Below are 24,991 nucleotides of genomic sequence, written 5' to 3'. Positions count from 1 at the left end.
GCTGATAGTGTGTGCCGGAACAGGCTATCAGTGAAATCAGTTGTTTTATGTCCTACTATCCAACGAATGGATACCAAACGGCTCGACCTCAACTTGCTGGCGACGCTGGAGGCCCTGCTGGAAGAGCGGAATGTCACCAGGGCCGCTGCGCGCCTCCACCTCAGCCAGCCTGCCGTCAGCGCCCAGCTGAACCGTTTGCGGGATATGTTCAATGATCCGCTGCTGATTCCGGCCCAGCGGGGAATGACACCAACCACCATGGCGCAGGAGCTGCTGACGCCACTGCGCCAGGCATTGGACCAGGTGCGGGATACGGTGGTAACGCATCGGCATTTTGACCCGGCGCTGGCGGAGCTGACTGTCACCATTGCCTGTACCGACTATCTCCAGAGTGTCATCGGCCTGACACTGATACAGAAGCTGAGACAGCAGGCGCCCGGGATCAGGCTTGCCATACGCAACCTGGAACCGCCCAGGCTGGAAAGCCAGATGGTGCGGGGCGAGGTGGACCTTGCGCTGATGACACCGGATGAAGCGCCCCCCACCCTGCGCACCCGACACCTGTATGACGAACACTATGTGCTGGTCGGCCGGCTGGGCCACCCGCAGTTGGGCGACAACATGTCACTCGAGGAGTATGCCCGGCTGGAGCATATAGTGGTCTCACTCAGCGGTGGCGATTTTCTGACTCCGGTGGATCAGGCTCTCCAGGCACTGGGCCATACGCGCAACGTGGTACTATCGGTCGCGTCGTTTTTGTTTGTCCCGGAGATGGTTGCACGGTCGCACCTGGTGGCACTGGTACCATGGCGCCTGGTTGCCGGGCGTACCGACCTCAAGCTGGTCAAGGCGCCCGCCGTTTCCACCGGGTTCTCGGTGGGCATGGTGTGGCACGAGCGCAACCATGGACATGGTGCACATCGCTGGGTTCGCGAGCAGATGGGGAGTTGCCTGGAGGCCTGAGTTTCTTGTCGCCTCCACGCCGTTTCATGGGATTGTCTGCGCTTGGCTACCGGCATCGAGTCACATTTCCCGATAGGCACATAAACGAAATACTTTGGACAGAATCAATTTCAGGAGGAAGCCGTGAAAGAATACACACATGTCTGCATTGACAAGAACAATCTGGGGCTCGATGTACTGAGGGCAGATATTGCCGCGAACGGAATCCAGACAGCCGAACAACGAGGCTTTCAACTTGCCGCAGGGTCATTACGCCTGGAGCATCACCTGCATGTCTTTCTATGGGACAACAGTTCCATGGGAGTCAACGGACGGATGGGAATCGAATCTGCTGGAAATTGCTTTCTGGTTCGCATCAGGTGGAATCATTTGACCGAATCCGGCGCCTTTCTCAGCGGAACATTGGGTGGGGACAACGGACACGTGGGTCCTCCAAAAGGCAAATCCACCAATGGAGCCTGGGCATTCAAGGGCTCCATACCTGCCAACAATTGCTATGTGGAAGGATTCCATTCGGCGGCGACCAATGGGTTCGAAACCTGGCGATCTGGAAAAGGGTGGAATGGATTGGGATAGACACGCTGTTTCGAGGACTGGACGGCCTCGAAAAAAATAACCTGTATAGCTGTGCTCCCCTCAATAGGCGCTGACTAAAAGTAGCTCCAGAAGGAGCTACTTTATCGTACGGTTGTCATTACTTCTGGAAGGTCAGGAGGAGCTCATCCAGGCGCTCGAGAGTGGAGGTCAACCCCTCTTCCATACCCATCTTGATCACACTTTCCAGATCTTCCAACGTATTGTAGGCAACCAGGGTTTCCACGAAAGCGTGATCTTCTGCCTCAGTGAAGGTTACATCCCACCTCGCCCTGGGCAGCTCCGGATTCAACTTTCCGGAATCATCGCAGAACCCGTCAAGAGCTGTATAATTCTCGATTGGCTGGATGGTTATATAATCCATGATACCCCAATACTCATTGCCATCCGGATCCACCATGGCATAGTGCCAATGGCCGCCCTCCCTGAAATCCATGGATTTTGTTTTGGTTTTCAGTGGTTTTGGGGCAAACCACCGGTCGAGGAGTTCACTCTTTGTATAGCAATCCCATACCAGTTCGCGCTTTGCCGCGAATTCCCTTCTGATCGTGATGGTGTTTTGTTGTTTATCTACAAGAAAGTCGAATTGAAGATCAGTTGTCATCGTTCTCTCCGTTGAGGTCGGCCAAAAGGTTGTCGAGATTTTCGTAGCGGTCTTGCCACAGTTTTCGGAACTGCTCCAGCCAGATGTCAATTTCCTGCATTTTCTCCAGCCTGAGCTGGTAATGGATTTCCCGGCCGGACTTCATTTGCTCCACCAGGCCGCACTCGTCGAGTATCCGGACGTGCTTTGAGGTCGCCTGCCGCGAGATCTCGAAATGTTCTGCGAGCGCATTGGGTGTCATCGCCTGGGAGGCGATCAACACCATAATGGCTCTTCGTGTCGGGTCCGCTATTGCCTGGAAGATATCTCGCTTCATTGCTCCGCACTTAATATGCAACTGATTGGCTGCCAGCATATATGCAACCAAGTGGTTGCGCAAGTAATTGGAGCAGTTACATGACCCACTTCCAGCTAATCCCGGGCCACCGGAATCAGACAGAATCCCCGTCAATCGAAGGTCTGATATCTGGCACCAGATCCCCCATACGGTATCAACCATGAATTCAAAATACGCACTGACCGGCGGACCGGGTGCAGGAAAAACAACACTTCTGAACAGTCTCGCGGCACGAGGTTACCGTGTCGTCCCGGAATCAGCGCGACAGATAATCCAAACGAGACTCTCCCAGAGCCTGCCTCCCCGTTCGGAACCCACCATTTTTGCAAACGAGATACTCAGAAAAGACATTGCACAATACCGGCGATACGATACAGAGAACGGAGAGCCGATGTTCTACGACCGCGGGGTGTTGGACGCTTTGTATATGCTCGATGTGGTTTCCGCGTTGTCCCGCACCTCAATCGCCAACTACGTCAGGGAGTTCGAGTACAACAGGCAGGTATTTCTGCTACCTCCATGGGAAGAGATCTACTGTACAGACTCGGAGCGGGACCAGACCTTCGAGGAGGCAGTTGCAGTCTTCGAAGGCATGAAGCGATGGTATACACTTTGGGGCTACCAGGCTGTCGAGGTGCCACGCGTCGATGTTGCGCGCCGCTGTGAGTTTATCCTGGATACAGTGCACCAGGCCTTCGGCAGGCTCCAGCGCTAGTGGAGCAGCGGTCTCAGATTAACCCGCTTCCTGGCCGGCCTGTATCACGAGACAGCAGATTTCCCCTCCCAATCCGCCCGAAAGCCCGCAGCCTCCTCGATCAACCAGTCCACAAACCGCCCCACCACCGCTGGTGCTTCGCCGGATGCCGGCAGGATCAGGTCGTAGGTGAAAGGTGATTCCAGCGTGTAGCGCGAGCCAAAGGGTCGTGTCAGGACGCCGGTGGCGAGTCGGTCGGCCACCACCGGATAGGTCGCCAGCATCACACCGCGACCGGCGATGGCCTGGTCGAGAGCCAGGCTGTAGAGGGAATACTGTCTCTGGGCCATTTCCTGTGTGTCCGTTACGCCAGCGGCTGTAAACCATTCCTTCCAGCCGGGAAGCTCGCGGCTCTGCTGTGAACTCCATTCGACGGTAAGCAGCTGGTGGTCGAGCATATCCTCCGGCTTGCGGATCGGCGCCTGCGCCAGCAGGCCCGGGGCGCAGACTGGAACCAATTGATCCTCGAACAGGCGGATACTGCGCACCCCGCGCCAGGGCCCCCGGCCATAGCGCAGCGACAGCCTCGCACTGCCCGCATTCCAGATCGGCGGGGTCAACTTCTGGTCCGCATCCAGGGAAATCTCGATATCGTCCTCCCGCTTCTCGAAGGCGTTCAGGCGCGGCAGCAACCACAGCTGCATGAATGACGGCGGCGCGCTGATCACCAGCGTGGCGGTCTCGCGCGGGCGCTCGGCAACCAGTTGCACGCCGCTGGCGATCCGCGCCAGGCCGGCGTCCACGTCCTCGGCCAGCAGGCGCCCGGCCCGATTGACGCTGACGCCATTCGCGTGGCGCTCGAACAGCGGTACCCCGAGCCGCTCTTCCAACTGCCGGATCTGGCGGCTGACGGCGCCCGGCGTCACGCCCAGGCGGTGGGCGGCGGCCTTGAAGCTGCCACTGCGGGCCGCCTCGGCAAAGGCGCGCAGGGCATTGAGGGGCAGTCTCTCGATTTTCATAGGTTGAGTTTTCCTGAGCCTAGGGCAGCAGATTAATCGGTTGTTGGGCGACCCGGCAAATGCTTGAATGCCCAGCCCTGACCCAAGGAGAGTGCTTTGAATTCCTCCAGATCGGCCGTATCCCGGCCCCGCCCGACAGTGACCCCAGCTCACAGCCGCAAGCCGGTCGATACCACGGCTGGCCTGCTGATGACACTCTTCTGCCTGGCGCTGGGCCTGCAGCAGGTGGCGATCAAGGCGGTGGCCGCGGATATCCCGCCGCTGGCACAGATAGCGCTGCGCTCGGCGATGGCGTTCGGGCTGGTGGGTGTGCTGGTGTATTGGCGCAGCGTCCGCCTGCGCGACCTGCACAAGCTGGGGCCGGGATTCCTGGTCGGTGTGGGATTTACCCTTGAATTCCTGTTTGTCGCCTGGGGGCTGAACTACACCCTGGCCTCGCATATGTCGGTGTTCCTCTATACGGCGCCGGTATTCGCCGCGCTGGGGCTGCATTTCCTGGTGCCCGGCGAGCAGCTGGCGCGACGTCAGTGGTGGGGCATCGGCCTGGCCTTCCTCGGCATGGTGTTTGCCATGGCGCCGACAACCGCTATCAGAGACACCGGCGATATCCTGTTCGGCGACCTGCTGGGCCTGCTGGCGGGCCTGTCCTGGGCGGCGACCACGCTGGTGCTCCGCGGCACCTCCCTTTCCGAGGCACCCGCCGAGCAGACCGTGCTCTACCAGTTGGGAACCGCCGCACTGTTGCTGCTGCCGGCGGGATGGCTGCTGGGCGACCTCGCATCGATCCATTTCTCCACCGCGGCCATTGCCAGCCTGGCTTTCCAGACCCTGGTGATTTCGTTCGGCGCCCTGCTGCTCTGGTTCGCCCTGCTTCGCCGCTACTGGGCCTCGCAGCTCGGTGTCTTTTCCTTCCTGTCGCCGGTATTCGGGGTGCTGTTCGGGGCCCTGCTGCTGAACGAGCCGCTGACGGCAAACTTTGTGTTCGGAGGGGGAGTCATCCTGTTGGGTATTCTGATGGTTACGCGATAAGGGCCCGGTTTCGCGCGCGGCAATGTCGATGGATGATTCGCCGGTGTGCCTCGGGTCGGTATCCTGGCTTTCATCCGTCCCCCCACATAGAATGAAAGCCCGATGCGCACGGACCCACTATTAAAAGGAATTTCACTATGATGACTGCCGGGGAACAGGTGATCGCGGTATCACTCTTTCTGAATATTGTCCTGACTAAAATCATCAGGCAGAACGCCCAGGAGACCCAATGCCTGCGTGTGGGCAACAACGTACTGTGGATTGCCTGCAATAACGATGAAAATTCAAGGGCGCTCAAGTCCTGGCTGGTGCAGAATAACCTGACCTCGATTCACCAGATTCTCGACAGGATTCGGGACGTAGACCTGACGCAGCTAAACCAGAACAGACGGCTGGTCGATCGGCGGGAGGGGCGTGCGAGACCCAGGAATTTTACCGCGCTGTCCGCCATGTCGACACTCGCCCATATCGTCGATGACGAACGGGAAGTGATGACAGATTTCAGGGCCACTGATGACCTCCCCGGCCAGGTCATTGAACACAAGATAAAACGGGATAGCAGCAAGGTTCCTTTTTCCAGTATCGTTTTCATCACCGGTAATCCGCCGGTGGAAAATGGAGAGACGAATGTCCACGCAGAGCAGAAACTCATATACGCTTATGCCATCGGCCCTCAGCATGGCTCTACCGGTGACGTTTATCTCGGTGGTTGCAAGCCTCCCTGCGGATCCTGCCTGAAACCCGTTGTCTATGCGGTCTCAAGGCTGGGCATAAAGTACGCTTCGACGGAAAAGATAAAGCGGCCCCGTTGGGAAGAAGCCCAGGAAAACTCCGGAACCATGGCAATCAATGCATTTGCCTTCGAGAAATTCTGGACCGTCAACAAGGACTACTGGAACGAATATATAAATTTACAGGCAGACAAGGCCATCTGAGACAAGCCCGTACCCGATTTTCCCATCGCGGATACGGGCGCCCGTCAGCAAGTATCCAACAGCATGCCCGAACCCGACTACCTCGGCAGCCGCCACCCGCGGCTGCTTCTCTACCTGCCCCACCGCCCATACGGCCTGGCAGAACTCGTGGCGGCACCCGATGCGCGAGCGCTGGTTGCCGCCAACTCCAACCACTGGCGCAAGATAGTGACACTGCTGGCCAAGATCGCGAGCCCCGATGCGGACGATTGGCGGCGGTTCCGGGATGAAGAGCTGTTCCGGCGCGCGGCGCTGTGCTTTGCACCGGAGCTCGTGAATACCACTGCCTGGCACTGGATCGGCGGCATGGACAACCTGCGGCGTTTTTCCGCACTGCAGCACAGGGCGCAACCGCTGGCCGACAGCCCCGGCGTATCCATCGACCCGGACCGGCGCCTGCTGCTGACGCCCTACCCCGACTACCGGCAACTCAGCAATGCACTGGTAAGCCGTATCCGCTCGGCGCTGGCCAGACGGGGATTTTACGACCTAAGGTTTCGGGGTTCGCAGTGATTGCCAGGGCGTAGCCCGGATGGTGGTGTCAAGCCGCAACCCTATCCCGGATTCTTCGGGCTACGCCTATCGGTCCTTAATACCGAACTCCGAAATCTGAGTTACGACGCTTGAGCCCGGCCCCGTTCGACCTGCGTCGGCAAACCGGTAGAATGCGCCCGACCCAGATCGCTGAATTTCACCGGAGCCGATCGCCGTACCATGACACTCCCCTACTTTCTCGGCTGCCCGCAGTGGCAGCATCCCAGCTGGAATGCGCGGCTGCCGGCCGGGGCCAGCCCGCTGGAACGCTATAGCCGTGTCCTGAACTGCGTCGAGGGCAACACGACCTTCTACGCCACCCCGACTCGCGAGCAGTGCCGTCAGTGGCGCGCGCAGGTACCCGACGATTTCCGCTTCCTGCTCAAGTTTCCGCGGCAGGTCAGCCACGACCAGTTGCTGGCCGGGCCCCGTGCCGAAGTGCGGGCCTTCCTGGATATTGTCGCGCCGCTGGAAGATGTGCTGGGCCCGTTCCTGCTGCAGCTGCCAGCGTCATTCGGTCCCGAGTACCTGGGCAACCTGTGGCGATTTGTCGACGCCCTGCCCGCGCCGCTGACCTGCGCCGTCGAGGTCCGCCACAGAGCATTTTTCAGCAAGGGGGACGCGGAGCGGGCACTGAACCGCGGACTGCGCGAAAGAAATATCGCCCGCGTGTGCCTCGACAGCCGCGCACTGTTCAGCGCGGCCCCCGACAGTGAAGCCACACGCGATGCGCAACGCAAGAAACCGCAGGTACCGGTGCACCTGCTGCCGGTCGAGGCGCCCCCGGTCATCCGCTATATCGGCCACCCGGAGCTGGAAAGCAACCGCCGTTTTCTGGCGCCCTGGGTCGACCGGGTCGGTACCTGGATCGAGCAGGGCCAGCGGCCGTTTGTATTCATGCATATGCCGGAAAAAGGCGATGCCCTGTCGATCGCGTCGCTCTGGAACCAGTTGCTGGGCGAGCGACTGCCGCAACTGCAGCCCCTGGAACTCGACGAGCAGAAGCCGCAGATGGGATTGTTCTAGTGCATCAGTTCTCGGGCAGACAGCCGAGCCCCCGCAGCGTCTCCTCCACCGCCTGTTCCAGCGGCGTCACCGGTTCCCGGCCCAGTAGCGAGACCAGCTTGGTGTTGTCCATTCTGACCGGCTGCTGCCACAGGTAGCGAAGTTCCATCAGTTCGCGCAGGGTTTCCTGGAAGGGAGCGAACAGCCTGGCAAGCCACCAGGGGAACGCCTTGATTTTCGGGGCCCGCCCGGTTTCGCGTATCACCACATCGCGGATCGCCTCGACCATCCCGGTACCGTCGGCATCCCAGTGTCCGCCGAGGTGGAAACAGGCAAAGGGCTCGAGATCCCGACGGCGCTCCAGCAGTTCCACCGCGACGCGGGCCACGTCCGGCAGATAGGACCACTGGTGGCCGACACCGGCGCGGCCGGGGTTGTCGATCACCGTTACCGCACGGCCGGGCCGGACAAGGCCCTGCGCAAACCAGTTGTTGCCGGCGCGCGGACCGAAAAAGTCGCCGGCCCGTACCACCAGCACGCGCGCGCCGCGCTGCCCACCCCAACTCTGGGCGTAATCCCGCAGGCGCTGCTCCATCTCGACCCGGATGGCGCCCTTGCGGGTCCGGGGCTGTTGCGGCGATGTCTCCGTCAGTCGGGGGAAGGCATCGGGACCGTAGTTGTACACGGTTCCGGGCAACAGGATCGAAGCGCCGGTTTTCCGTGCCGCGGCCAGTGTGCTGTCGAGCATCGGCAGAACCAGGCCCGCCCAGTTGTGATAACCCGGCGGATTGACCGCGTGCACAATGACGGAACAGCCCTCCGCGGCCGCTTCGACGTCGCCCGGATTCAGCGCATCTCCCTTCAGCCAGGTTATCCCCTGCCCCCAGTCCTGCTCCGGGGCTACGCTGCGCCGCAGCGCCCGCACGGTCCAGCCGGTATCGCACAGTCGCCGCGCCACTTCGCCGCCGATACCGCCGGTCGCCCCGAGCACCAGTGCTGTCTGCTGTTTATTCATCTTTCAATTCCTCAAAGGTGACTGACGGACGGAGCTTACGGCCCTGCCCATCTAAACGGAATTGACTAAATAGTATGATCAGCCATACATTTATGTATGGCTAACGATATCGGTTGGGAACTCTATCGCTCGTTTCTCGGTGTCCTGCGGGAGGGCTCGCTGTCCGCCGCGGCGCGCGCCCTGGGCGTGACCCAGCCCACCGTCGGGCGCCATATCGCCGCGCTGGAAAAATCGTTCGGGCTCACGCTGTTCGTCCGTTCACAGGGCGGCCTGCTGCCGACCGAGGCGGCGGAGTCGCTGCGGCTTCACGCGGAAGAGATGGCAAAGACGGCCGCGGCGCTACAGCGGGCGGCGGCAAACCAGGGGACGGGCGTGCGCGGCGTGGTGCGCGTTACCGCTAGCGAAGTGGTCGGAGTGGAAGTACTCCCGACCATTCTCGCGGGGCTGCGCAATGATTTTCCCGAACTGAGGCTGGAACTGGTGCTGTCCAACCGGCCACAGGACCTGCTACACCGGGAGGCCGATATCGCGGTGCGCATGTTCCGCCCTCAACAGACGCAACTGGTGGCGCGCCGGATCGGGGAAATAGAGGTGGGGCTGCACGCCCGCGAGGACTATCTTCGCCGCCACGGCTGCCCCGATCAGCCTCAACAGCTGGTGGATCACGCCTTGATCGGCTTCGACCAGCAGACTGATTTCATCCGCCAGGCCGCCAGGAAACTGCCCGCCGGGTTCGATCGGGAACGCTTTGTCCTGAGCGCCGACAGTGACCTGGCGCAGCTGGCAATGATCCGCGCCGGGGCCGGTATCGGCGCCTGCCAGGTGCCGCTGGCGAGCAGGGACCGGCGGCTGGTCCGGGTACTGCCGGAGCATTTCAGCCTGCCGATGGAAACCTGGGTGACCATGCACGAGGACCTGCGCAACAGCGCACCCTGCCGCGCGGCCTTCGATGCGCTTGCAACCGGGCTGCAACAGTACCTTGCGCCGGACTAAGCGCTGCGGCGCAGCACGCAGACCTGGTCGCCGTAGTAATTGTCGCTGTAGTTGCACTCGGCCGCCTGCGCCGGCCGGCCGTAATCGCGGACGGATCGGTTTACGATGGAGATGACGGTTTTCATTCTCTGGCTCCTTAATTGGGGTTTTCAATTGTCCGGTTTTGTCTCCGATACCCGGGCAGAATAGAGATGGCCCCCCCCGCGTTTGAAATGGATTCTCTCACTCAGGTGGATAGCAAAAATTTATATATAGAAATAAATTGATTTCACCAAACTATTGAATTCGTACCGCTCCAGAACCGGTAAAATATGCCACCCATCCACCGATATCCCGAAAGGAAAGGAACCATGACACCGGGGATCAATCTCGCCAAAAAGCACAAAATCACACACCGGGTGCACGAGTATGCCCACGATCCCTCGAGCGCGTCCTACGGCACCGAGGCCGCCGAAAAACTGGGCCTGGCCGAGGCGCAGGTATTCAAGACACTGGTGTTGAGCCTGGATGGGAGGGAGCTGGCGGTAGCGGTTTTGCCCGTCTCCTCCATGCTGAACATGAAGTTGGCGGCGAAAGCCTTCGGCGCCAAGAAGGCCACCATGGCGGACAAATCGGAAGCGGAACGCTCCACCGGCTATATTCTGGGAGGCGTCAGTCCACTGGGACAGAAGAAACGCCTGCGAACGGCTATCGACGACTCCGCGACCGGCCACCCGACCGTCTACGTCAGCGCCGGCCGCCGCGGGCTGGAAATAGAGCTGGCGCCGGAAGACCTGAAGAAACTGACCGGCGGCCGCTACGCAACCCTGTGCCAATAGCCGGGCAGTGCGGGAGTGAGGTTTTTGCGACAGTCGCCCGGTGATCCACCGCGGGATCTCACCGTAAAACCTGTGACGTGACTCAACCGGCTGTGTATCCTCAGTCGGACACTTTCGGAAATGGATGGAAGCAATCCGATTGATGCAGTGCGACAGTGCCAACCGCTCCCTTACCCACCCGCTACTGGGCCTGGCCTTTGTCGCCTGCGCTTTTCCCCCGCCGTTAATTTTTGCCCAGGAGAACGACAACGCCGCGATTACCGTCGAGGCGGTACCGGTTTCCGCGCGGCCGATCGTGGAACCGGTGCCGGTGACCGGCACGCTGACGCCGCCGCGACAGGCCGCGCTGTCGACGGAAGTGGAGGGACTGGTAAGCGCCATCCACGCCGATATCGGCCACCGTGTGGACAAGGGCCAGCCGCTGCTGGAGCTGGACCCGGAGCTGAATGAAATCGCCCGCGATGCGGCGCTGGCCGAGGTCGAACGCAGCCGCGAGGCCCTGGCCGACGCCCGCCGGCGCCTGGGCGAGGCGCAGCGGCTGGTGGGCGACAACCATATCGCCGAGACCGAGGTGAAATCCCGGGCGTCGGAGGTGCGTATCCGCAACGCCGAACTGCGCGCCGCAGAGATCGAGGCCCGGCGCCAGGAGGCATTGCTGCAGCGCCACCGTATCGAGGCGCCATTCAGCGGCGCCATCAGCAGCCGCGCGGCGGAACTGGGCGAATGGGTATCGCCCGGCACCGAACTGTTCGAGCTGGTATCCGCCGACCGCCTGCGCGCGGACTTCCAGGTGCCGCAGCGTTTCTATTCCCGTATCGATCCCGGGACGCCGCTGGAAGTGCGCTTCGACACCGGCGACAACCGGATCCAGGCCGCCAAAACCTACAAGGCCAATGTGCAGTACAAGGTGCCGCTCAGCACCAGCGGCGCGCGCACCTTTCTGCTGCGCACCGAAATCACCGGGCGGGAATCGCCGGAACTGATCCCGGGTATGTCCGTATCCGCCACGCTGCTGCTGGGCACCGACCGACGCGGTATCGCCGTGCCCCGCGACGCGGTGCTGCGCTACCCGGACGGGCGCATCACCGTCTGGGTGGTGGAGACATTCAGCCGCTGGGATGAAGCCGCCACGGTGCGCGAGCAACCGATTTCCACCGGGCTCAGTTTCGACGGCCTGATCGAGATCCGCTCCGGGCTCGAGGCCGGCCAGGTTGTGATTACCCAGGGTAACGAGAGCCTGCAGGAAGGGCAGCAGGTGATCCTGCGAAAGGCCCGCTAAAGCCGCAGCGTTTTTTGTAGGAGCCTGCCTGCAGGCGAATGGGTCCGGGCTCGGTTCTTTTCGCCTGCAGGCAGGCTCCTACGGAATTGCAGGCCGTAGGATGGGCACGCTGCGCTTTGCCCATCCTACAAGAACTCAGAGTGCCAACCGGGAAAAGCATGTTTGAACAAATCATCCGCAACGGCATCCTCGTCACCGTCACGGTGATGATCATCGCCATTCTCGGCGTGGTGGCGGCGCTGCGGATTCCGGTGCAGATGATCCCGGACCTGGAGGTGCGCACCATCTCCATCCAGACCAATTGGCCCGGCGCCACACCGCAGGATATCGAAAAGGAAATCCTGATCGAGCAGGAGGAGTACCTGCGCAATATTCCCTACCTGCAGGAGCTGCAATCCACCGCTGACCTGGGCACGGCGGAGATCGAACTGGAATTCCCGTTCGGTGTGGATATCACCGAGACACTGATCCGCGTCAACAACGCCCTGACCCAGGTGCCCTCCTACCCGGAAAATGTCGACGAGCCGCGGGTCTACGCCACCTCGTTTTCCGCCAACTCATTCATGTATTTCCGCATCTCGCCGCTGCCGGGCAACCCGCGCAACCTGGATATGGACATGATGCGCGACTATGTCGAGGACAATGTGCGCCCGCGCATGTCCGGCGTGCCCGGCGTGGCACAGGTGGACGTGGGCGGCGGCGCCGAGCGGCAGATACAGATCCGGCTGATGCCCGAGCGGCTGGCGGAGCGCAACCTGAACATCAACGATGTGCGCGAAGCCATCAACGCCCGCAACCGCGATATCTCCGGCGGCGAAGTGGAGAGCGGCAAGCGCCGCTACCTGCTGCGCACCTTGGGCCGCTTCCGCGATCTGGACGAACTGCGCGGGATGGTCCTGCAGCGCAGTGGCGACGGCATAGTGCGGCTCGGCGATGTGGCCGGGGTGTCCCTCGACCACTTCAAGGTCCGCAGCAATTCCTACGTCGACGGGCGACCGGTGATCAGCCTGTCGATCCGGCGCGAGAGCGGCTCCAATGTGATCGCCATCAAGCGGGCGATGATGAAGGCAGTGGAACAGATCAACGCCGAGCTGCTGGAACCGCGCGGCATGATTCTGGAACTGACGGCGGACGATGTCACCTATGTGCAGGATTCCGTGTTCAATGTCTGGAAAAACCTGCTGCTGGGTGCCCTGCTGGCCACCGCCATCATGTACGCCTTCCTGCGGTCCCTGCGCGCCACGGCACTGGGCGTGGTGGGTATTCCGATCTGTACCATCGCCGCCTTTATCGGCCTGCTGATCGCCGGGCGCACCATCAATGTGATTTCACTCGCCGGGGTGGCGTTCGCCATCGGCATGACGCTGGACAACAGTATCGTGGTGCTGGAGAGCATCGAGCTGGAGCGCCGCCGCGGTCTCGACAGGCTGAAGGCGGCCGTTGCCGGCGTACAGCGGGTGTGGCCGGCAGTGCTGGCATCGACGCTGACCACGGTGATGGTATTCCTGCCGGTGGTGTTTATCGCCGAGGAGGCGGGCCAGCTGTATTCCGATATCGCCATTGCCATTTCGTCGTCGATCCTGGTATCGATGCTGGTGGCGATCACGGTGATTCCCACCGCCAGCGCGCGACTGCCCCTCGACGGCGCCAGGGCCGCGGCCATTTCCCACAGCCGGTCGCGCAACGCCGTGCTCGATGGCATCGGCCGGCTGATCGAGACGCCCGCGCGGCGGCTCTATACCATCGGCGTCACCGTCGCCGCGAGCCTCGCCATCGTCGTGTTCCTGACGCCGCCGGCGGAATACCTGCCGGAGGGCGAGGAGGCCAAGACCTTCGCCACCATGAACGCACCGCCCGGCTACAACCTGGCGACGATGGAACAGATCGCCACTGAACTGCAGGAATATTTCCTGCCGTTTGTCGGGCGGGCGCCGGAGGCCTTCGACAGCGGTGAAATCGCGGTACCACCGATGAAATACCTCAACCTGCGCGTGACGCCGCAGAGTATCCGCATTATTTCCGAATCGCGGGATCCGTCGCATATCGACGAACTGATGCAGGCGATCGTGGAGAAATACGAGAGCTACCCGGGCATGCGCGCCTTCGCCGCGCGCGGCTCGATCATCAGCAGCAACGATGGCGGCACCCGCAGTGTCAACCTGGATATTTCCGGGCCCGACCTGGCCGATCTGTACAGCGTGGCGCGCGCCGCCTACAGCCGCGCCGAGGCAATCTTCGACAACCCGAGCATCCAGACGCGGCCCTCCAGCCTGTCGCTGGCGCAGCCGCTGCTGCAGGTCACCCCCGATTGGGACAGGGCCGCGGAAGTGGGCATGAGTGCGGAGGATATCGGCTATACCGTGGCGGCGCTGACCGACGGGGCCTTCGTCAACGAGTTTTTCCTCGACGACGACAAGATCGATATGTATCTGTACAACCGCCGGGGGCCGGCGGCCACGGTGGAAACGCTGCAGAATATTTTCGTCTACACACCGGCGGGCCGCGTGCTGCCACTGTCGGAACTGGCGCGGACGGTGGAGACGGTGGACACCAGCACCGTGCGGCGCGTGGACGGGCGGCGCACGGTCACGCTGAATATCATCCCGCCGCGCTCGGTGGCACTCGAGACCGGTGTCGAGCGGGTCGGGACGGAACTGGTCCGGCACCTGAAGGATCGCGGCCGGGTACCGGCCGGTGTCAACCTGACGATTTCCGGCGCAGCCGACCAGTTGGATGCCACGCGGGAATCCCTGGGCGGCAACTATATCGTCGCGCTGGCGATCGTCTACCTGCTGATGGTGGCCATCTTCGCCCACTGGGGCTACCCGCTGCTGATCATGACCACGATACCGCTGGGCATCGCCGGCGGTATCGCCGGGCTGGCCCTGCTCAACTTGGTCGGCGCCGCACTGCGCGGCATGGGGCTGGAGGGCTTTCACCAGCCGTTCGATATGATTTCGATGCTGGGCTTCCTGATATTGATGGGGACCGTGGTCAACAACCCGATCCTGATCGTGCACCGCGCCATCAGCAATGTGAACGAGGACGGCATGCCGCCGCTGGAGGCGGTAAGGGAGGCGATCAGCTCGCGCCTGAGACCCATCGCGATTTCCACCATCACCACCATCTGCGGCCTGGCGCCGCTGGTGTTCCTGCCCGGGGCCGGCACCGAGCTGTACCGCGGTGTGGGCGCCATCGTCATGAGCGGTATCATCGGTGCCACGGTGGTGACACTGACCATGCTGCCGGCGCTGACGGTCATCGTGCTGAACTGGCACCAACGGCTGGCGGATCGGGCGCGGCGGACGCAGAATATATAGGATATGCTCGGGAACTGCTGGGCGCACATGCCCATCCCGACCCGACTAAACCGGTTCGAAGATATCCGGAAAGCCATCTGACTTGCCCCGGGGGCCCGACATGATACGCATCTCAATTCTGTTCTTTACCGGCATCCTTCTTGCCACCGGCGCCAGCGCCGACTGCAGACAGGACCGGCAGGGCAATGTCCGCTGCGGCGAAGGCGAGTGTGCCAGGGACGTCTACGGCAAGATCTACTGCGCCAATGCCGGCGGTGGCGCCATGAAAAACCGCAACGGCAAAGTGGTGTGTGGCGTGGGCTACTGCGCCGAGGACTACCTGGGCGAGATCTGGTGCTCCGAAAAGCCGGAGGGCGGCGCCGCCGGGGATCGCAATGGCGAAGTGAAATGTCTCGGCGACTGCGCGCCCGCCTCTGCCAGATTGTGCAGCGAGGCCCGGTAGAACCGACTCCATGGACAAAACCACACCGGAGTTTGCCAGCCTGCACCAGCTCCTGGACCATATCGCCAGGACTGCCGAGCGGCAGGAGCGCGTGTCGCTGGACATGGTGGTGCGCGCCGTGGGCCAGCGCTCCTTCGCGCCGCTGCTGTTGCTGGTGGGGATCATCCTGTTCTCCCCCATTTCCGGTATTCCCGGCGTTCCCACGCTGATGGCGATTCTGGTGCTGCTGGTGGCGGTACAACTGCTGCTGGGCCGGCGCCACTTCTGGCTGCCGCAGTGGATGCTGAAGCGCTCCATCTCGGAAAAAAAGTTGCTGAAAGCGCTGGACTGGCTGCGCCGGCCGGCGCGCTTTATCGACCGCTGGCTGCAACCGCGGCTGACCTTCCTGGTGCGGCGCACCGGCACCTACGCGATCGCCGCCATCTGCGCGGTGATCGCGCTGGGCCTGCCGGCAATGGAAATCATCCCCTTCTCCGCGACCACCGCCGGTTTGGCGCTGACCGCCTTCGGCCTGGCGCTGGTGACCCACGACGGCCTGCTGGCGGTACTGGCCTTTCTTTTTACCGCCTTGCTGGCAATGGTGATCGCACTGGGGTTGATGTAGCGCGGCAGGTCGGTGCCTCGCCGCTATCGCACCGATTCCTCCGACACCGGAATCCCCAGAGAACGCGGATACTTGGCCAGCGCGACGATTGCGAACAGATCGTAGGTTGCGTGCCAGGTGATGACCAGCACCAGGCTGTCGCTGAACCAGTATGCCAGCCCCAGTATCACGCCGATGGCGGTGGTGATCGCAAAATAGGTAAACGAGGCGTAGTGCAGCAGGCCGAAGGCGAGGGACGTCACCAGAACCGCCGTCAGCGGACTGGTGAAGCCCTGCAGCCACGGCTGCAGGAAACCGCGAAACAGCAATTCCTCGCAGACACCGGCGGCCAGCGCGGTGGCCGCGATCTGCGGCCAGGAAAAATGGCGGAAAAACGGGTGCAGCGCGCCGCACAGTACGCGCAGCCGCTCTCCCAGTGCGGTCGGCGAGCGGGTCAGCGCCAGGATCGCGGCGTAGCTCAAGGCGGCGCCGAGCAGGCCCAGCGCCAGGGATTCGAACGCACCGCCGCCCCACCAGGAGACGGCAACGTCGACGAAATAGAGGCAGGCCAGGGCGATAAACAGGGTGACCAGCTGGATCCCCATGGCCAGCCCGAAAGTGTCCGGGTCTTTCATTGCCGGGCCCGTCACGATCAGTCCTCCTCCGCGGCGATCACATCTTTCAGCCGCGCCCGGCCGCCGCCGGATACCATCACTTCCGCCACGCCGCCGTTGCGCAGGTCGCTCTCCAGCCCCAGCGCCTTTTCCTTCGGCGCAAAGAATGCCTCTATCCCGTATTGGACGCGGTATTTGTCCGAGTCACCGCCGAACCAGGTGCCGCTGACCCTGCCGCGCAGAAAGATTCCCCCTTCCGGTTTTTGCAGGCCGGCATCGGCCAGTTCGTAGAGACCGTTGCGGCCGGGCCTGAGCGCGATATAGACCACCTCCCCCTCGCGCAGCTTTCTGCCTTCCTTAAAGAGGTTCGCGGACACCTGTGAAATCTCGTACTCGAGGCGCGCATAGTTGCCGCGGAACAGCGAGCGCGGATCCACCGGGATCGTCTTCAGCCGGATCTCCTCGCCGGTCCACAGCGGTACCTGCGCGCTGACATACATGCCCACCAGGATCAGGAACTGGAAGGCAATGGCGGCCGCCAGGCCCAGCTTCAGTGTCGGTTTCACCGGCTTTCCTCCCGCGCCCGATGGCGCTTCCAGTACTTGGCCGCTCCCAGCAGCAGTGCGGCGAACACGGCGAAAATCAGGGCCCCGCCGATGTAGTCGCCGATCAGGTCGATATAGCGCAGGAAGGCCGTGACCAGGATGGCCGCCACACCGAGAAAGAAGTAGTGGGAAATGCCGCCGTGAATACCGCGCACGATCAGCCAGATACCGCCGCCGACCAGGGCAAAATTGGTAATCACCTGCAATGGCACCGCGTCATCCGGGTTGCGCGACAGCACCACTGCCAGTACCAGCCCCCAGAGCGCCACCAGCAGCGCGGCGACGGATTTCAGGCGCCGTGCGCGCCAGCCGAGCCACAGGGCCAACGCTCCGAACAGGGCCATCACCAGCCACATGGATGGCTGGTGGCGCCAGTCCGCCTCCAGCAGCCCCTCCCAGGGCCTGGCAAAACTCATCACCAGCATCAGCACCAGCGCAAAGCGCAGGCACCAGACCGAAATCACCGCCGCGTAGTCCTTCGCCGTCACCGAGGCGCGCCCGGCCAGCCAGTGGCTGAAGGCGAACAGCAGCACAAACAGGGCCGCGGCCACCGCCAGGTTTCCGGGGTGGAAGTCGAACAGGAAAAAACGCCCCCCGTCGCGCCACAGCGCCGCCAGCGAGTACTCGACCCAGAAACCGATACTGGCGACCACCACCAGCAACAGCACGATACTGCGCGGCCCGCGCCAGAGCGCGAACACAGAGGCGAGCACAAACAGCGGAAACAGCGCCGGGTAGAAACCCAGCGAGATCTCCAGGAAGAACCAGGTCAGCGCCAGGATATTCGCCTGCAGCGCCAGCCACGGGTTGCGGGTCAGCAGCGCGAACGGCAGGCAGCCCAGTGCCCACCAGAAGACGCCGTCCGGCATATGCTCGCCCAGGTGGTAGATCTGCGCGATCAGTATGATCGCGGCGCCGAAGAAGAGGTTGCCGAGCAGGAAGAGCCCCACCCCGCCGCTGCGATCGCCGCCACAGTAGCGCCGCAGCGCCAGCACCTGGGTCGTCACGGTCAGCGCGACCAGGCCGACCATGCGCAGGGCCCGGGGAATCTCGTCCCAGTTGGCGCCGAGCAGCGTAATGATGGCGAGGCCGATAAACAGGTAGCCCAGCCCTACCAGCACGTTGTAACCGAAGGAGCGGTTTTTGGCCCGGTGGTAGTCCACGTCGTAGCGCCGGCAGATCTGCTCCGCCTGGGGCTCGCTGATCAGGCCCTCTTCCACCCATTCGGCCGCCTCCTGCGCCAGGTCGTTCTTCAGCAGTCGTATCAAGCGCATCCTGTGGCTCCGCTCACCGGTATTGGGAATCCCTATCCGCCACCCGGTCACCCGGATCGGGGCGACGCGGTGGTCAGTTGCTTGCCGAGTATCCCGAATGGCGCCGGAAGGTGCAATTGGGCGCCGCTGTAGTCAATCTGCCATACAGACTATGGACAAAAAGCAATCAATCACTAAAGACTATCAGAATCATTGGAATAGATTATTTTTATTAGTCACCTCCCACCCATAGTATTACTCGCGTTCCAGACAACTTTATCCGCAAAACACACAGTGAACGAGGAGCAATCTATGTCTCGCTACATCGAATCCGAACTGAAACCTTTCAACGCCAAAGCTTACCAGGCCGGCGACTTCTTCGACGTGAGCGATGCCGACGTCAAGGGCAAGTGGGCCGTGTTCTTCTTCTACCCGGCCGACTTCACCTTCGTCTGCCCGACCGAGCTCGGCGACCTGGCCGACAACTACGAGGAGTTCAAGAAACTGGGTGTGGAAATCTACTCCGTATCCACCGACACCCACTTCACCCACAAGGCGTGGCACGACACTTCCGAAACCATCGGCAAGATCCAGTACCCGATGATCGGCGACCCGACCGGCACCATCACCCGCAATTTTGGCGTGATGATCGAGGAAGAAGGCATCGCCGACCGCGGCACCTTCGTGATCGACCCGGAAGGCAAGATCCAGATCGTCGAGATCACCGCCGGCGGTATCGGCCGCGACGCCCAGGAACTGCTGCGCAAGATCAAGGCAGCCCAGTACATCGCCGCCCACCCGGGTGAAGTCTGCCCGGCCAAATGGAAAGAAGGCGAGGAAACCCTGGCGCCGTCCCTGGACCTGGTCGGCAAGATCTAAGCCGCCCCGACAGTCGTCATCCCGGTACCGGATCAAGTCCGGCATGACAATACGATCCGGGATCCAGTCCCCGCTGGATTCCGGCCTGCGCCGGAATGACGACCCGGGGAGATGGCCCGAGCCAGAGGGCCGGGGCAAAGGCCCTCCCCCAATTCCCAAACCTCAACCGGGACTGCCATCCCCATTGGCCCACCTCCGGGTGGGCATTTTTAGGGAGCCCCTGAACAAAATTCCTGAGCGATCAGGGAATTTATTCAGAGACTTCTCAAGCCAAACCGAAAACAGGACACAACGATGTTGGATGCAAACCTGAAACAGCAACTGGACACCTACCTGCGCAATATCAAGGAGCCGATCGAGATCCGAGTGTCCGGCGACGACAGCCCCAAATCCGCCGAACTGGAAGAACTCGCCTACGAGATTGTCGGCCTGTCCGACAGGATCCGTGCCAGCGAGGGCGATGCCCGGCGCACCCCCAGCATGGCCATCGGCCGCGCTGGTGAAACACCGCGTGTCAGCTTTGCCGGCATCCCCATGGGCCACGAGTTCACCTCGCTGGTACTGGCCCTGCTGCAGGCGGGCGGCCACCCGTCCAAGGCGGACCCGGAACTGCTGGAACAGATACGTAACCTGGACGGCGAATTCCATTTCGAAACCTATATTTCGCTGTCGTGCCAGAACTGCCCGGACGTGGTCCAGGCCCTTAACCTGATGGCCACCCTGAACCCGAAGATCACCCACGTAATGATCGACGGCGCCCTCTTCCAGGAGGAAGTGGAGCAGCGCAATATCATGGCGGTGCCGTCGGTCTACCTGAACGGAGAACACTTCGGCCAGGGCCGCATGACCCTCGAGGAGATCGTCGGCAAACTCGACACCGGTGCCGCGGAACGCAAGGCCGACGAGCTGGGCGAGAAGGACCCGTATGATGTACTGGTTGTCGGCGGCGGCCCCGCCGGCGCCGCGGCCGCCATCTACGCCGCGCGCAAGGGGATCCGCACCGGCCTCGTCGCCGAGCGCTTCGGCGGCCAGGTGATGGATACGGTCGGCATCGAGAACTTTATCTCCGTGCCCTACACCGAGGGCCCGAAACTGTCCGCGGGCCTGGAGCAGCACGTCAAGGAATACGGTGTCGACATCATCACCGACCAGCGCGCCGCCGGCCTCAGCCGCGACGGACTGGTTAAACTGGAGCTGGAGAGCGGCGCCAGCCTGTCCGGCCGCTCTGTGGTACTGGCTACCGGCGCCCGCTGGCGGCAACTGGGTGTGCCCGGTGAAGATGAGTACAAAACCAGGGGCGTGGCCTACTGCCCGCACTGCGACGGCCCCTTCTTCAAGGGCAAACACGTGGCGGTGATCGGCGGCGGCAACTCCGGGATCGAGGCGGCCATCGACCTGGCGGGTATCGTCAAGCACGTCACCGTGCTGGAATTCGCCGACACGCTGCGCGCGGACGACGTCCTGGTCCGCAAGGCGCGTTCGATGGACAACATCGATATCATCGTTAACGCCCAGACAACGGAAATCGTCGGCGACGGCAACAAGGTCAACGGCCTCGTCTACACCGATCGCGAGAGCGGCGACAGCAGACAACTGGAACTGGCCGGCGTCTTTGTCCAGATCGGCCTGGTGCCCAACACCGAGTTCCTGCAGGACAGCGGCCTGGAAATGAACCGCGTGGGCGAAATCGCCATCGATGCGCGCGGCGCGACCTCCATGCCGGGCGTCTACGCCGCCGGCGACGCCACCACCGTGCCCTACAAGCAGATCGTGATCTCCATGGGCGCGGGCGCTACCGCGGCGTTGGGGGCCTTTGACTACCTGATCCGCTCTTCCGTCTCTGACGAAGCCTCGGACAAGAGTGAGCCTGAAGCGCTGGCCGAGAGTGCCTGAACCCTCCCGTAGCAGTCGTCATCCCGGACTCGATCCGGGATCCAGCGAAGGTGCCCCCGGCGCCCTGGATTCCGGATCGAGCCCGGAATGACGACTCAGGGGAGTGAATGCAGGGCTTACCAGTTATCCAGACTCCGCCAACAATTGTCTCTACACACCCGGCGGGCGTGTGCCCGCCATCGTTGGCATGACCTCGCGCATCAGGTCGATAAAGGTGCGCAGTCGGGCCGGGTAATAGGCGGCGTAGGGGTACAGCAGATAAATGGGCAGCGGATGCGCACACCACTGCGGCTGGATACGGACAAGGCGCCCGGCCTCCAGGTCCTCCTGCACAATCCATGTCGACACGATCGCGACCCCCAAGCCTTCGAGCGCACTCTGGCGCAGGGCATAGAGACTGTCGGTACTGACCCGGGGCTGGATATTGAGTTGCTGTGAGCGGTCCGCTCGCCGATCGACCAGGGTCACCTCGTTGCGGTAATAGGTGCTCAAGGCAACCCAGGGAAGCCGCTCCAGATCCTGCACCCGCTCTATGGTCGGGAATTGCTCGAGTAGTCCCGGCGCCGCAACCACAATACGCGGCACCTCCGCCAGCAGGACCGCGATCACCGACGGGTCCGTCACGCTGCCCACATGGATCGCGCAGTCGATGTTGTCGGCGATAAAATCGGGCGAATGATCGTTCAGCATCCAGTCGATGGACACCCCGGGATAGCGCTGCAGGTAACGGCTCAGTGGCCGGATCATCTGATCCTGGCCAAAGGCATGGGGAGCGCGCACCCGCAGGCGCCCCATCGGTTCCTCTCCCGCACCCCGCAGGCCGTCTTCCAGCTCGGACCACTGCTCGATCAGTGTTCTCGCGTGGGCATAGCAGCGCTCGCCATCGTCGGTCAGCTTCCGGCCGTGGGTGCTGCGCAGGATCAGCTCGGTTCCCAGCAGTTTCTCCAGGGTCTTCAGGCGGCGGCTGATGGTGGGCTGGGTCGTGCCGAGCTGCCGGGCGGCCGCCGAGAGACTGCCGCTATCGACGATCCGCACGAATGTCCGCATCAGTTCTATACGGTCTATTCCCAAGGTACTTAGTTGGCTCATACGCCAAGTGTATAACAGTCTTTCCCGTCAGCCGTCTACCGGCAAGGCAGCGCATCGGTGACACTCCACATCGCCCGAGCAACCTTCGCCGGTATTCCCGGCCAGGCGGTTGCCGCTGATTGCCACCGGCCGGTGCCGGTGGCACACCGGAACTTCGATCCAACGATTATCTCCTGACAGGGAATATGCCGTATGCCAGTTGAGCACAGATCCATCGACGACATCGGGTCGCCGCCACTCCCCTCGCATTATTTTCTGTTGATGGCACTGATATTCGCCATCAACATGGCGGGCACCACACTGCCTGCGCCACTGTATCCGCTCTACCAGCACGTCTTCGGTTTCAGCAATCTCACCGTCTCAGTAATTTTTGCCACCTACGCCGTGGGGGTTCTGGGCGCGCTGGTGACTACCGGCCCCTGGTCGGACCAGGTCGGGCGCCGTCCGGTACTCTTCGCCGGTCTGATCGCGTCCGCCCTGAGCGCCCTGCTGTTCCTGTGCCAGGGCTCGCTCCCGATCCTGCTGCTGGCCCGTTTGTTGTCGGGCATCTCTGCGGGCCTGTTCACCGCGACGGCGACCATCGCGGTGATCGAGCTGGCGCCCCTGCAACAACGCGGCCGGGCAACACTGGCCGCCGGCGTCGCGAATATGGGCGGCCTGGGCATGGGGCCATTGATCTCGGGCCTCCTTTCCCAATACGCGTTTTGGCCGCTTCACCTCCCCTACCTGCTGCACCTGGTCCTGATCCTGGTCGCCGCAGTGCTGCTGTGGCGGCTGCCCGAAACCGTGACACCGCCGCCCCGGTTGCAACTGCGACGGCAGCCCTTGGGATTGCCGCCGGAAGTTCGCCCGCTGTTCGTGCCGGCCGCCGTGGGCTGCTTTGCCGGCTTCGCGGTACTCGGCCTGTTTACCTCGCTGGCCCCGGCAGTCATGGGCCAGGTTCTGGGCCTGACCAATCGGGCCGGTATCGGCGTGTTGGTCTTCACCGTCTTTGCCGCCTCCCTTGCCGGCCAGATGGTGCAGCGTCGCATACCGGACTCGATGCGCCTGCCCCTTGCCTGCGTGGCACTGCTCATCGGTGTCGGGCTGCTCGGGCTGTCGATTGCCTGCGGCGCCCTGCAGGCATTGATCGTGGCCGCGCTGATTGCCGGTGCCGGCCAGGGCGCTATTTTTGCGGCCAGTCTCGCAGCGTTAGCCGACGCCAGCCCGTCGGGGAAAAAAGCGGAGGTGACCTCGCTGCTGTTCGTGATTGCCTACATTGCCATCTCGGTACCAATCGTCAGCCTCGGGCTCGCCGTCGAGGCATTTGGATTGCGGGACGCGGGCATCGCCTTTACGGCGGCCATCATGGTGTTGATTGCCTTCACCCTGCTCGCCCTGTGGCGTCTTCGACGCCAGGCGCCATCCCCCGTTTGATTTACCTTTCCAGAACAGAGGCTTTTACCCATGACTGAACAGATTCAGCAAAACGCGCACGCCACAGCACCCTTGCCTGCGTTTGACCCCGGTTCTTTCTGGAACCGCTTCAGCCGCAACTACGCCGTTCTGGATGATATCCGCTTGCACTATGTCGAAGGCGGGTCAGGCAAACCCATCCTGCTGATCCCCGGCTGGCCGCAGAGCTGGTATACCTGGCGCCACGTCATGGAACGGCTGGCGACAAGCGGCCACCGGGTGATTGCCGTCGACCCGCGGGGAATCGGCGACTCGGATAAACCACTCGGCGGCTATGACCTGGCGACGGTCGCCCACGACCTGCACCGGTTTGCCGGGCACCTGGGACTGACCGACAACGGCCCCCTGAATGTGGCCGGACACGATATCGGCGCCTGGATCGCCTATGCCTGGGCCGCGGACTGGCCGGACGATATCCGCCGGCTGGCGCTCTACGATGCGGCCCTGCCCGGCATCAGCCCGGCCGGCCCCGGCGGCATTCCCGATGAGACCATCAATGTGCGGACCTGGCACTTCGGCTTCAACCGGCTGGACGACCTTCCGGAACTGTTGATCACTGGGCGCGAGCGGCCCTATCTGGACTGGCTGTTCAGAACCAAGACACGCAACCCCGCAGCCATCACCCCGGCGGACCTGGATGAATACACGCGCCTATTCAGCGCGCCGGGCGCCATGCGGGCCGCGTTTGCCTACTACCGCACGCTGTTCAATGCCGGGGGACTCGAACAGAACCGGCAGCGCGCCGACAAAAAGCTGGCCATGCCGGTTATGGCCTGGGGTGCAGACGGCGGTGTTGGAAACCGGCTCTACACCACGATGCGGGATATCGCCGACCGGGTTGAGGGCGGCGTGATCGAGCAATGCGGGCACTTTCCGCCGGAGGAGGCCCCCGACACGGTCGCCGGCCAACTGGCAGGCTTTTTCGGGAATTGACGACCGGCAGTCACACGCCTCATAAGCCCTTCCAAATGGAGGGGCTTTTGTCTGTTCTTGATACTGA

26 protein-coding genes are annotated in these 24,991 nt (G+C 62.5%); 17 read left to right on the top strand and 9 right to left on the bottom strand.

Annotated elements, in window-relative coordinates; genetic code table 11:
- Window positions 1-66: 66 nt before the first annotated feature.
- Window positions 67-963: a LysR family transcriptional regulator gene (locus MWN76_RS18300; RefSeq protein WP_250464142.1), complete on the top strand. Its 897-nt coding sequence runs from the start codon at window positions 67-69 to the stop codon at window positions 961-963.
- Between the two features lie 123 nt (window positions 964-1,086).
- Complete coding sequence (locus tag MWN76_RS18295) at window positions 1,087-1,539, top strand: hypothetical protein (RefSeq protein ID WP_250464140.1); 453 nt, start codon at window positions 1,087-1,089, stop codon at window positions 1,537-1,539.
- Between the two features lie 118 nt (window positions 1,540-1,657).
- Here the strand turns inward: MWN76_RS18295 and MWN76_RS18290 are convergent, their stop codons facing one another.
- Together MWN76_RS18290 and MWN76_RS18285 are read right to left on the bottom strand one after the other, a co-directional pair.
- Window positions 1,658-2,161, bottom strand: coding sequence for an SRPBCC family protein (locus tag MWN76_RS18290; protein ID WP_250464138.1), 504 nt, complete (start codon window positions 2,159-2,161; stop codon window positions 1,658-1,660).
- The gene (locus MWN76_RS18285; protein WP_250464136.1) at window positions 2,151-2,477 is read right to left on the bottom strand and encodes an ArsR/SmtB family transcription factor; all 327 of its coding nucleotides are present in this window, start codon (window positions 2,475-2,477) and stop codon (window positions 2,151-2,153) included. The genes MWN76_RS18290 and MWN76_RS18285 overlap by 11 nt, the downstream gene beginning before the upstream one ends.
- Window positions 2,478-2,658: 181 nt before the next feature.
- Here MWN76_RS18285 and MWN76_RS18280 point away from each other — a divergent pair, with 181 nt between their 5' ends.
- The gene (locus tag MWN76_RS18280; RefSeq protein ID WP_250464134.1) at window positions 2,659-3,213 is read left to right on the top strand and encodes an AAA family ATPase; all 555 of its coding nucleotides are present in this window, start codon (window positions 2,659-2,661) and stop codon (window positions 3,211-3,213) included.
- A 44-nt stretch (window positions 3,214-3,257) separates the two neighbouring features.
- Here MWN76_RS18280 and MWN76_RS18275 read toward each other — a convergent pair whose 3' ends face one another.
- Entirely contained in the window at window positions 3,258-4,211 is a 954-nt protein-coding gene (locus tag MWN76_RS18275) for a LysR substrate-binding domain-containing protein (protein WP_250464132.1), read from the bottom strand.
- 96 nt (window positions 4,212-4,307) lie between these two features.
- Between MWN76_RS18275 and MWN76_RS18270 the strand changes: the two genes are divergently transcribed.
- From MWN76_RS18270 to MWN76_RS18255, 4 genes are all read left to right on the top strand, one after another.
- On the top strand, window positions 4,308-5,240 hold the full coding sequence (locus MWN76_RS18270) for a DMT family transporter (protein ID WP_250464130.1): 933 nt from the start codon (window positions 4,308-4,310) through the stop codon (window positions 5,238-5,240).
- A gap of 137 nt (window positions 5,241-5,377) precedes the next feature.
- Window positions 5,378-6,175 (top strand): hypothetical protein, encoded by a 798-nt coding sequence (locus tag MWN76_RS18265; protein ID WP_250464129.1) that lies wholly within the window; start codon window positions 5,378-5,380, stop codon window positions 6,173-6,175.
- Between the two features lie 63 nt (window positions 6,176-6,238).
- On the top strand, window positions 6,239-6,727 hold the full coding sequence (locus tag MWN76_RS18260) for a DUF6942 family protein (protein WP_250464127.1): 489 nt from the start codon (window positions 6,239-6,241) through the stop codon (window positions 6,725-6,727).
- Window positions 6,728-6,928: 201 nt separating this feature from the next.
- Window positions 6,929-7,774: a DUF72 domain-containing protein gene (locus MWN76_RS18255; protein ID WP_250464124.1), complete on the top strand. Its 846-nt coding sequence runs from the start codon at window positions 6,929-6,931 to the stop codon at window positions 7,772-7,774.
- Between the two features lie 4 nt (window positions 7,775-7,778).
- Here the strand turns inward: MWN76_RS18255 and MWN76_RS18250 are convergent, their stop codons facing one another.
- Entirely contained in the window at window positions 7,779-8,768 is a 990-nt protein-coding gene (locus tag MWN76_RS18250) for an NAD-dependent epimerase/dehydratase family protein (RefSeq protein ID WP_250464122.1), read from the bottom strand.
- A gap of 96 nt (window positions 8,769-8,864) precedes the next feature.
- Here MWN76_RS18250 and MWN76_RS18245 point away from each other — a divergent pair, with 96 nt between their 5' ends.
- Complete coding sequence (locus MWN76_RS18245) at window positions 8,865-9,761, top strand: LysR family transcriptional regulator (protein WP_250464120.1); 897 nt, start codon at window positions 8,865-8,867, stop codon at window positions 9,759-9,761.
- Here the strand turns inward: MWN76_RS18245 and MWN76_RS21070 are convergent.
- Window positions 9,758-9,886: a hypothetical protein gene (locus MWN76_RS21070; protein ID WP_284500693.1), complete on the bottom strand. Its 129-nt coding sequence runs from the start codon at window positions 9,884-9,886 to the stop codon at window positions 9,758-9,760. The two genes, MWN76_RS18245 and MWN76_RS21070, sit on opposite strands and share 4 nt — an antisense overlap.
- 225 nt (window positions 9,887-10,111) lie before the next feature.
- Here MWN76_RS21070 and ybaK point away from each other — a divergent pair, with 225 nt between their 5' ends.
- From ybaK to MWN76_RS18220, 5 genes are all read left to right on the top strand, one after another.
- Entirely contained in the window at window positions 10,112-10,579 is a 468-nt protein-coding gene (gene ybaK, locus MWN76_RS18240) for a Cys-tRNA(Pro) deacylase (protein ID WP_250464117.1), read from the top strand.
- 124 nt (window positions 10,580-10,703) lie between these two features.
- Window positions 10,704-11,858, top strand: a complete 1,155-nt coding sequence (locus tag MWN76_RS18235; RefSeq protein WP_250464115.1) for an efflux RND transporter periplasmic adaptor subunit — start codon at window positions 10,704-10,706, stop codon at window positions 11,856-11,858.
- A gap of 158 nt (window positions 11,859-12,016) precedes the next feature.
- Entirely contained in the window at window positions 12,017-15,178 is a 3,162-nt protein-coding gene (locus tag MWN76_RS18230; protein ID WP_250464112.1) for an efflux RND transporter permease subunit, read from the top strand.
- Between the two features lie 100 nt (window positions 15,179-15,278).
- A complete protein-coding gene (locus MWN76_RS18225) occupies window positions 15,279-15,620 on the top strand; it encodes a hypothetical protein (protein WP_250464110.1) in 342 nt (113 codons plus the stop codon).
- Between the two features lie 10 nt (window positions 15,621-15,630).
- Window positions 15,631-16,224, top strand: coding sequence for an exopolysaccharide biosynthesis protein (locus tag MWN76_RS18220; RefSeq protein ID WP_250464108.1), 594 nt, complete (start codon window positions 15,631-15,633; stop codon window positions 16,222-16,224).
- Between the two features lie 23 nt (window positions 16,225-16,247).
- Here the strand turns inward: MWN76_RS18220 and MWN76_RS18215 are convergent, their stop codons facing one another.
- From MWN76_RS18215 to MWN76_RS18205, 3 genes are read right to left on the bottom strand one after another with little or no spacing between them, the layout of a single operon-like run.
- A complete protein-coding gene (locus MWN76_RS18215; protein WP_250464106.1) occupies window positions 16,248-16,853 on the bottom strand; it encodes a CPBP family intramembrane glutamic endopeptidase in 606 nt (201 codons plus the stop codon).
- 2 nt (window positions 16,854-16,855) lie between these two features.
- Window positions 16,856-17,383, bottom strand: a complete 528-nt coding sequence (locus MWN76_RS18210; protein ID WP_250464104.1) for a GDYXXLXY domain-containing protein — start codon at window positions 17,381-17,383, stop codon at window positions 16,856-16,858.
- On the bottom strand, window positions 17,380-18,696 hold the full coding sequence (locus tag MWN76_RS18205) for a DUF2157 domain-containing protein (RefSeq protein WP_250464102.1): 1,317 nt from the start codon (window positions 18,694-18,696) through the stop codon (window positions 17,380-17,382). The genes MWN76_RS18210 and MWN76_RS18205 overlap by 4 nt, the downstream gene beginning before the upstream one ends.
- Window positions 18,697-18,987: 291 nt before the next feature.
- Between MWN76_RS18205 and ahpC the strand changes: the two genes are divergently transcribed.
- Both ahpC and ahpF read left to right on the top strand, forming a co-directional pair.
- Window positions 18,988-19,554, top strand: coding sequence for an alkyl hydroperoxide reductase subunit C (gene ahpC / locus MWN76_RS18200; RefSeq protein WP_250464099.1), 567 nt, complete (start codon window positions 18,988-18,990; stop codon window positions 19,552-19,554).
- 294 nt (window positions 19,555-19,848) lie between these two features.
- Entirely contained in the window at window positions 19,849-21,447 is a 1,599-nt protein-coding gene (ahpF, locus tag MWN76_RS18195) for an alkyl hydroperoxide reductase subunit F (protein WP_250464098.1), read from the top strand.
- A gap of 150 nt (window positions 21,448-21,597) precedes the next feature.
- Here the strand turns inward: ahpF and MWN76_RS18190 are convergent, their stop codons facing one another.
- Window positions 21,598-22,536, bottom strand: a complete 939-nt coding sequence (locus MWN76_RS18190; RefSeq protein WP_250464096.1) for a LysR family transcriptional regulator — start codon at window positions 22,534-22,536, stop codon at window positions 21,598-21,600.
- Window positions 22,537-22,728: 192 nt separating this feature from the next.
- On the opposite strand from MWN76_RS18190, the gene MWN76_RS18185 reads away from it, so the two are divergent.
- Both MWN76_RS18185 and MWN76_RS18180 read left to right on the top strand, forming a co-directional pair.
- A complete protein-coding gene (locus MWN76_RS18185; RefSeq protein WP_250464094.1) occupies window positions 22,729-23,952 on the top strand; it encodes an MFS transporter in 1,224 nt (407 codons plus the stop codon).
- 30 nt (window positions 23,953-23,982) lie between these two features.
- The gene (locus tag MWN76_RS18180) at window positions 23,983-24,924 is read left to right on the top strand and encodes an alpha/beta fold hydrolase (protein ID WP_250464092.1); all 942 of its coding nucleotides are present in this window, start codon (window positions 23,983-23,985) and stop codon (window positions 24,922-24,924) included.
- The last annotated feature ends 67 nt before the right edge of the window (window positions 24,925-24,991 follow it).

The organism is Microbulbifer litoralis, from assembly GCF_023634065.1.
Taxonomy (GTDB): Bacteria; Pseudomonadota; Gammaproteobacteria; order Pseudomonadales; family Cellvibrionaceae; genus Microbulbifer; species Microbulbifer litoralis.
The sequence above is the reverse complement of the archived record's forward strand: the minus strand, read 5'-3'. Positions and strand labels throughout refer to the sequence as shown.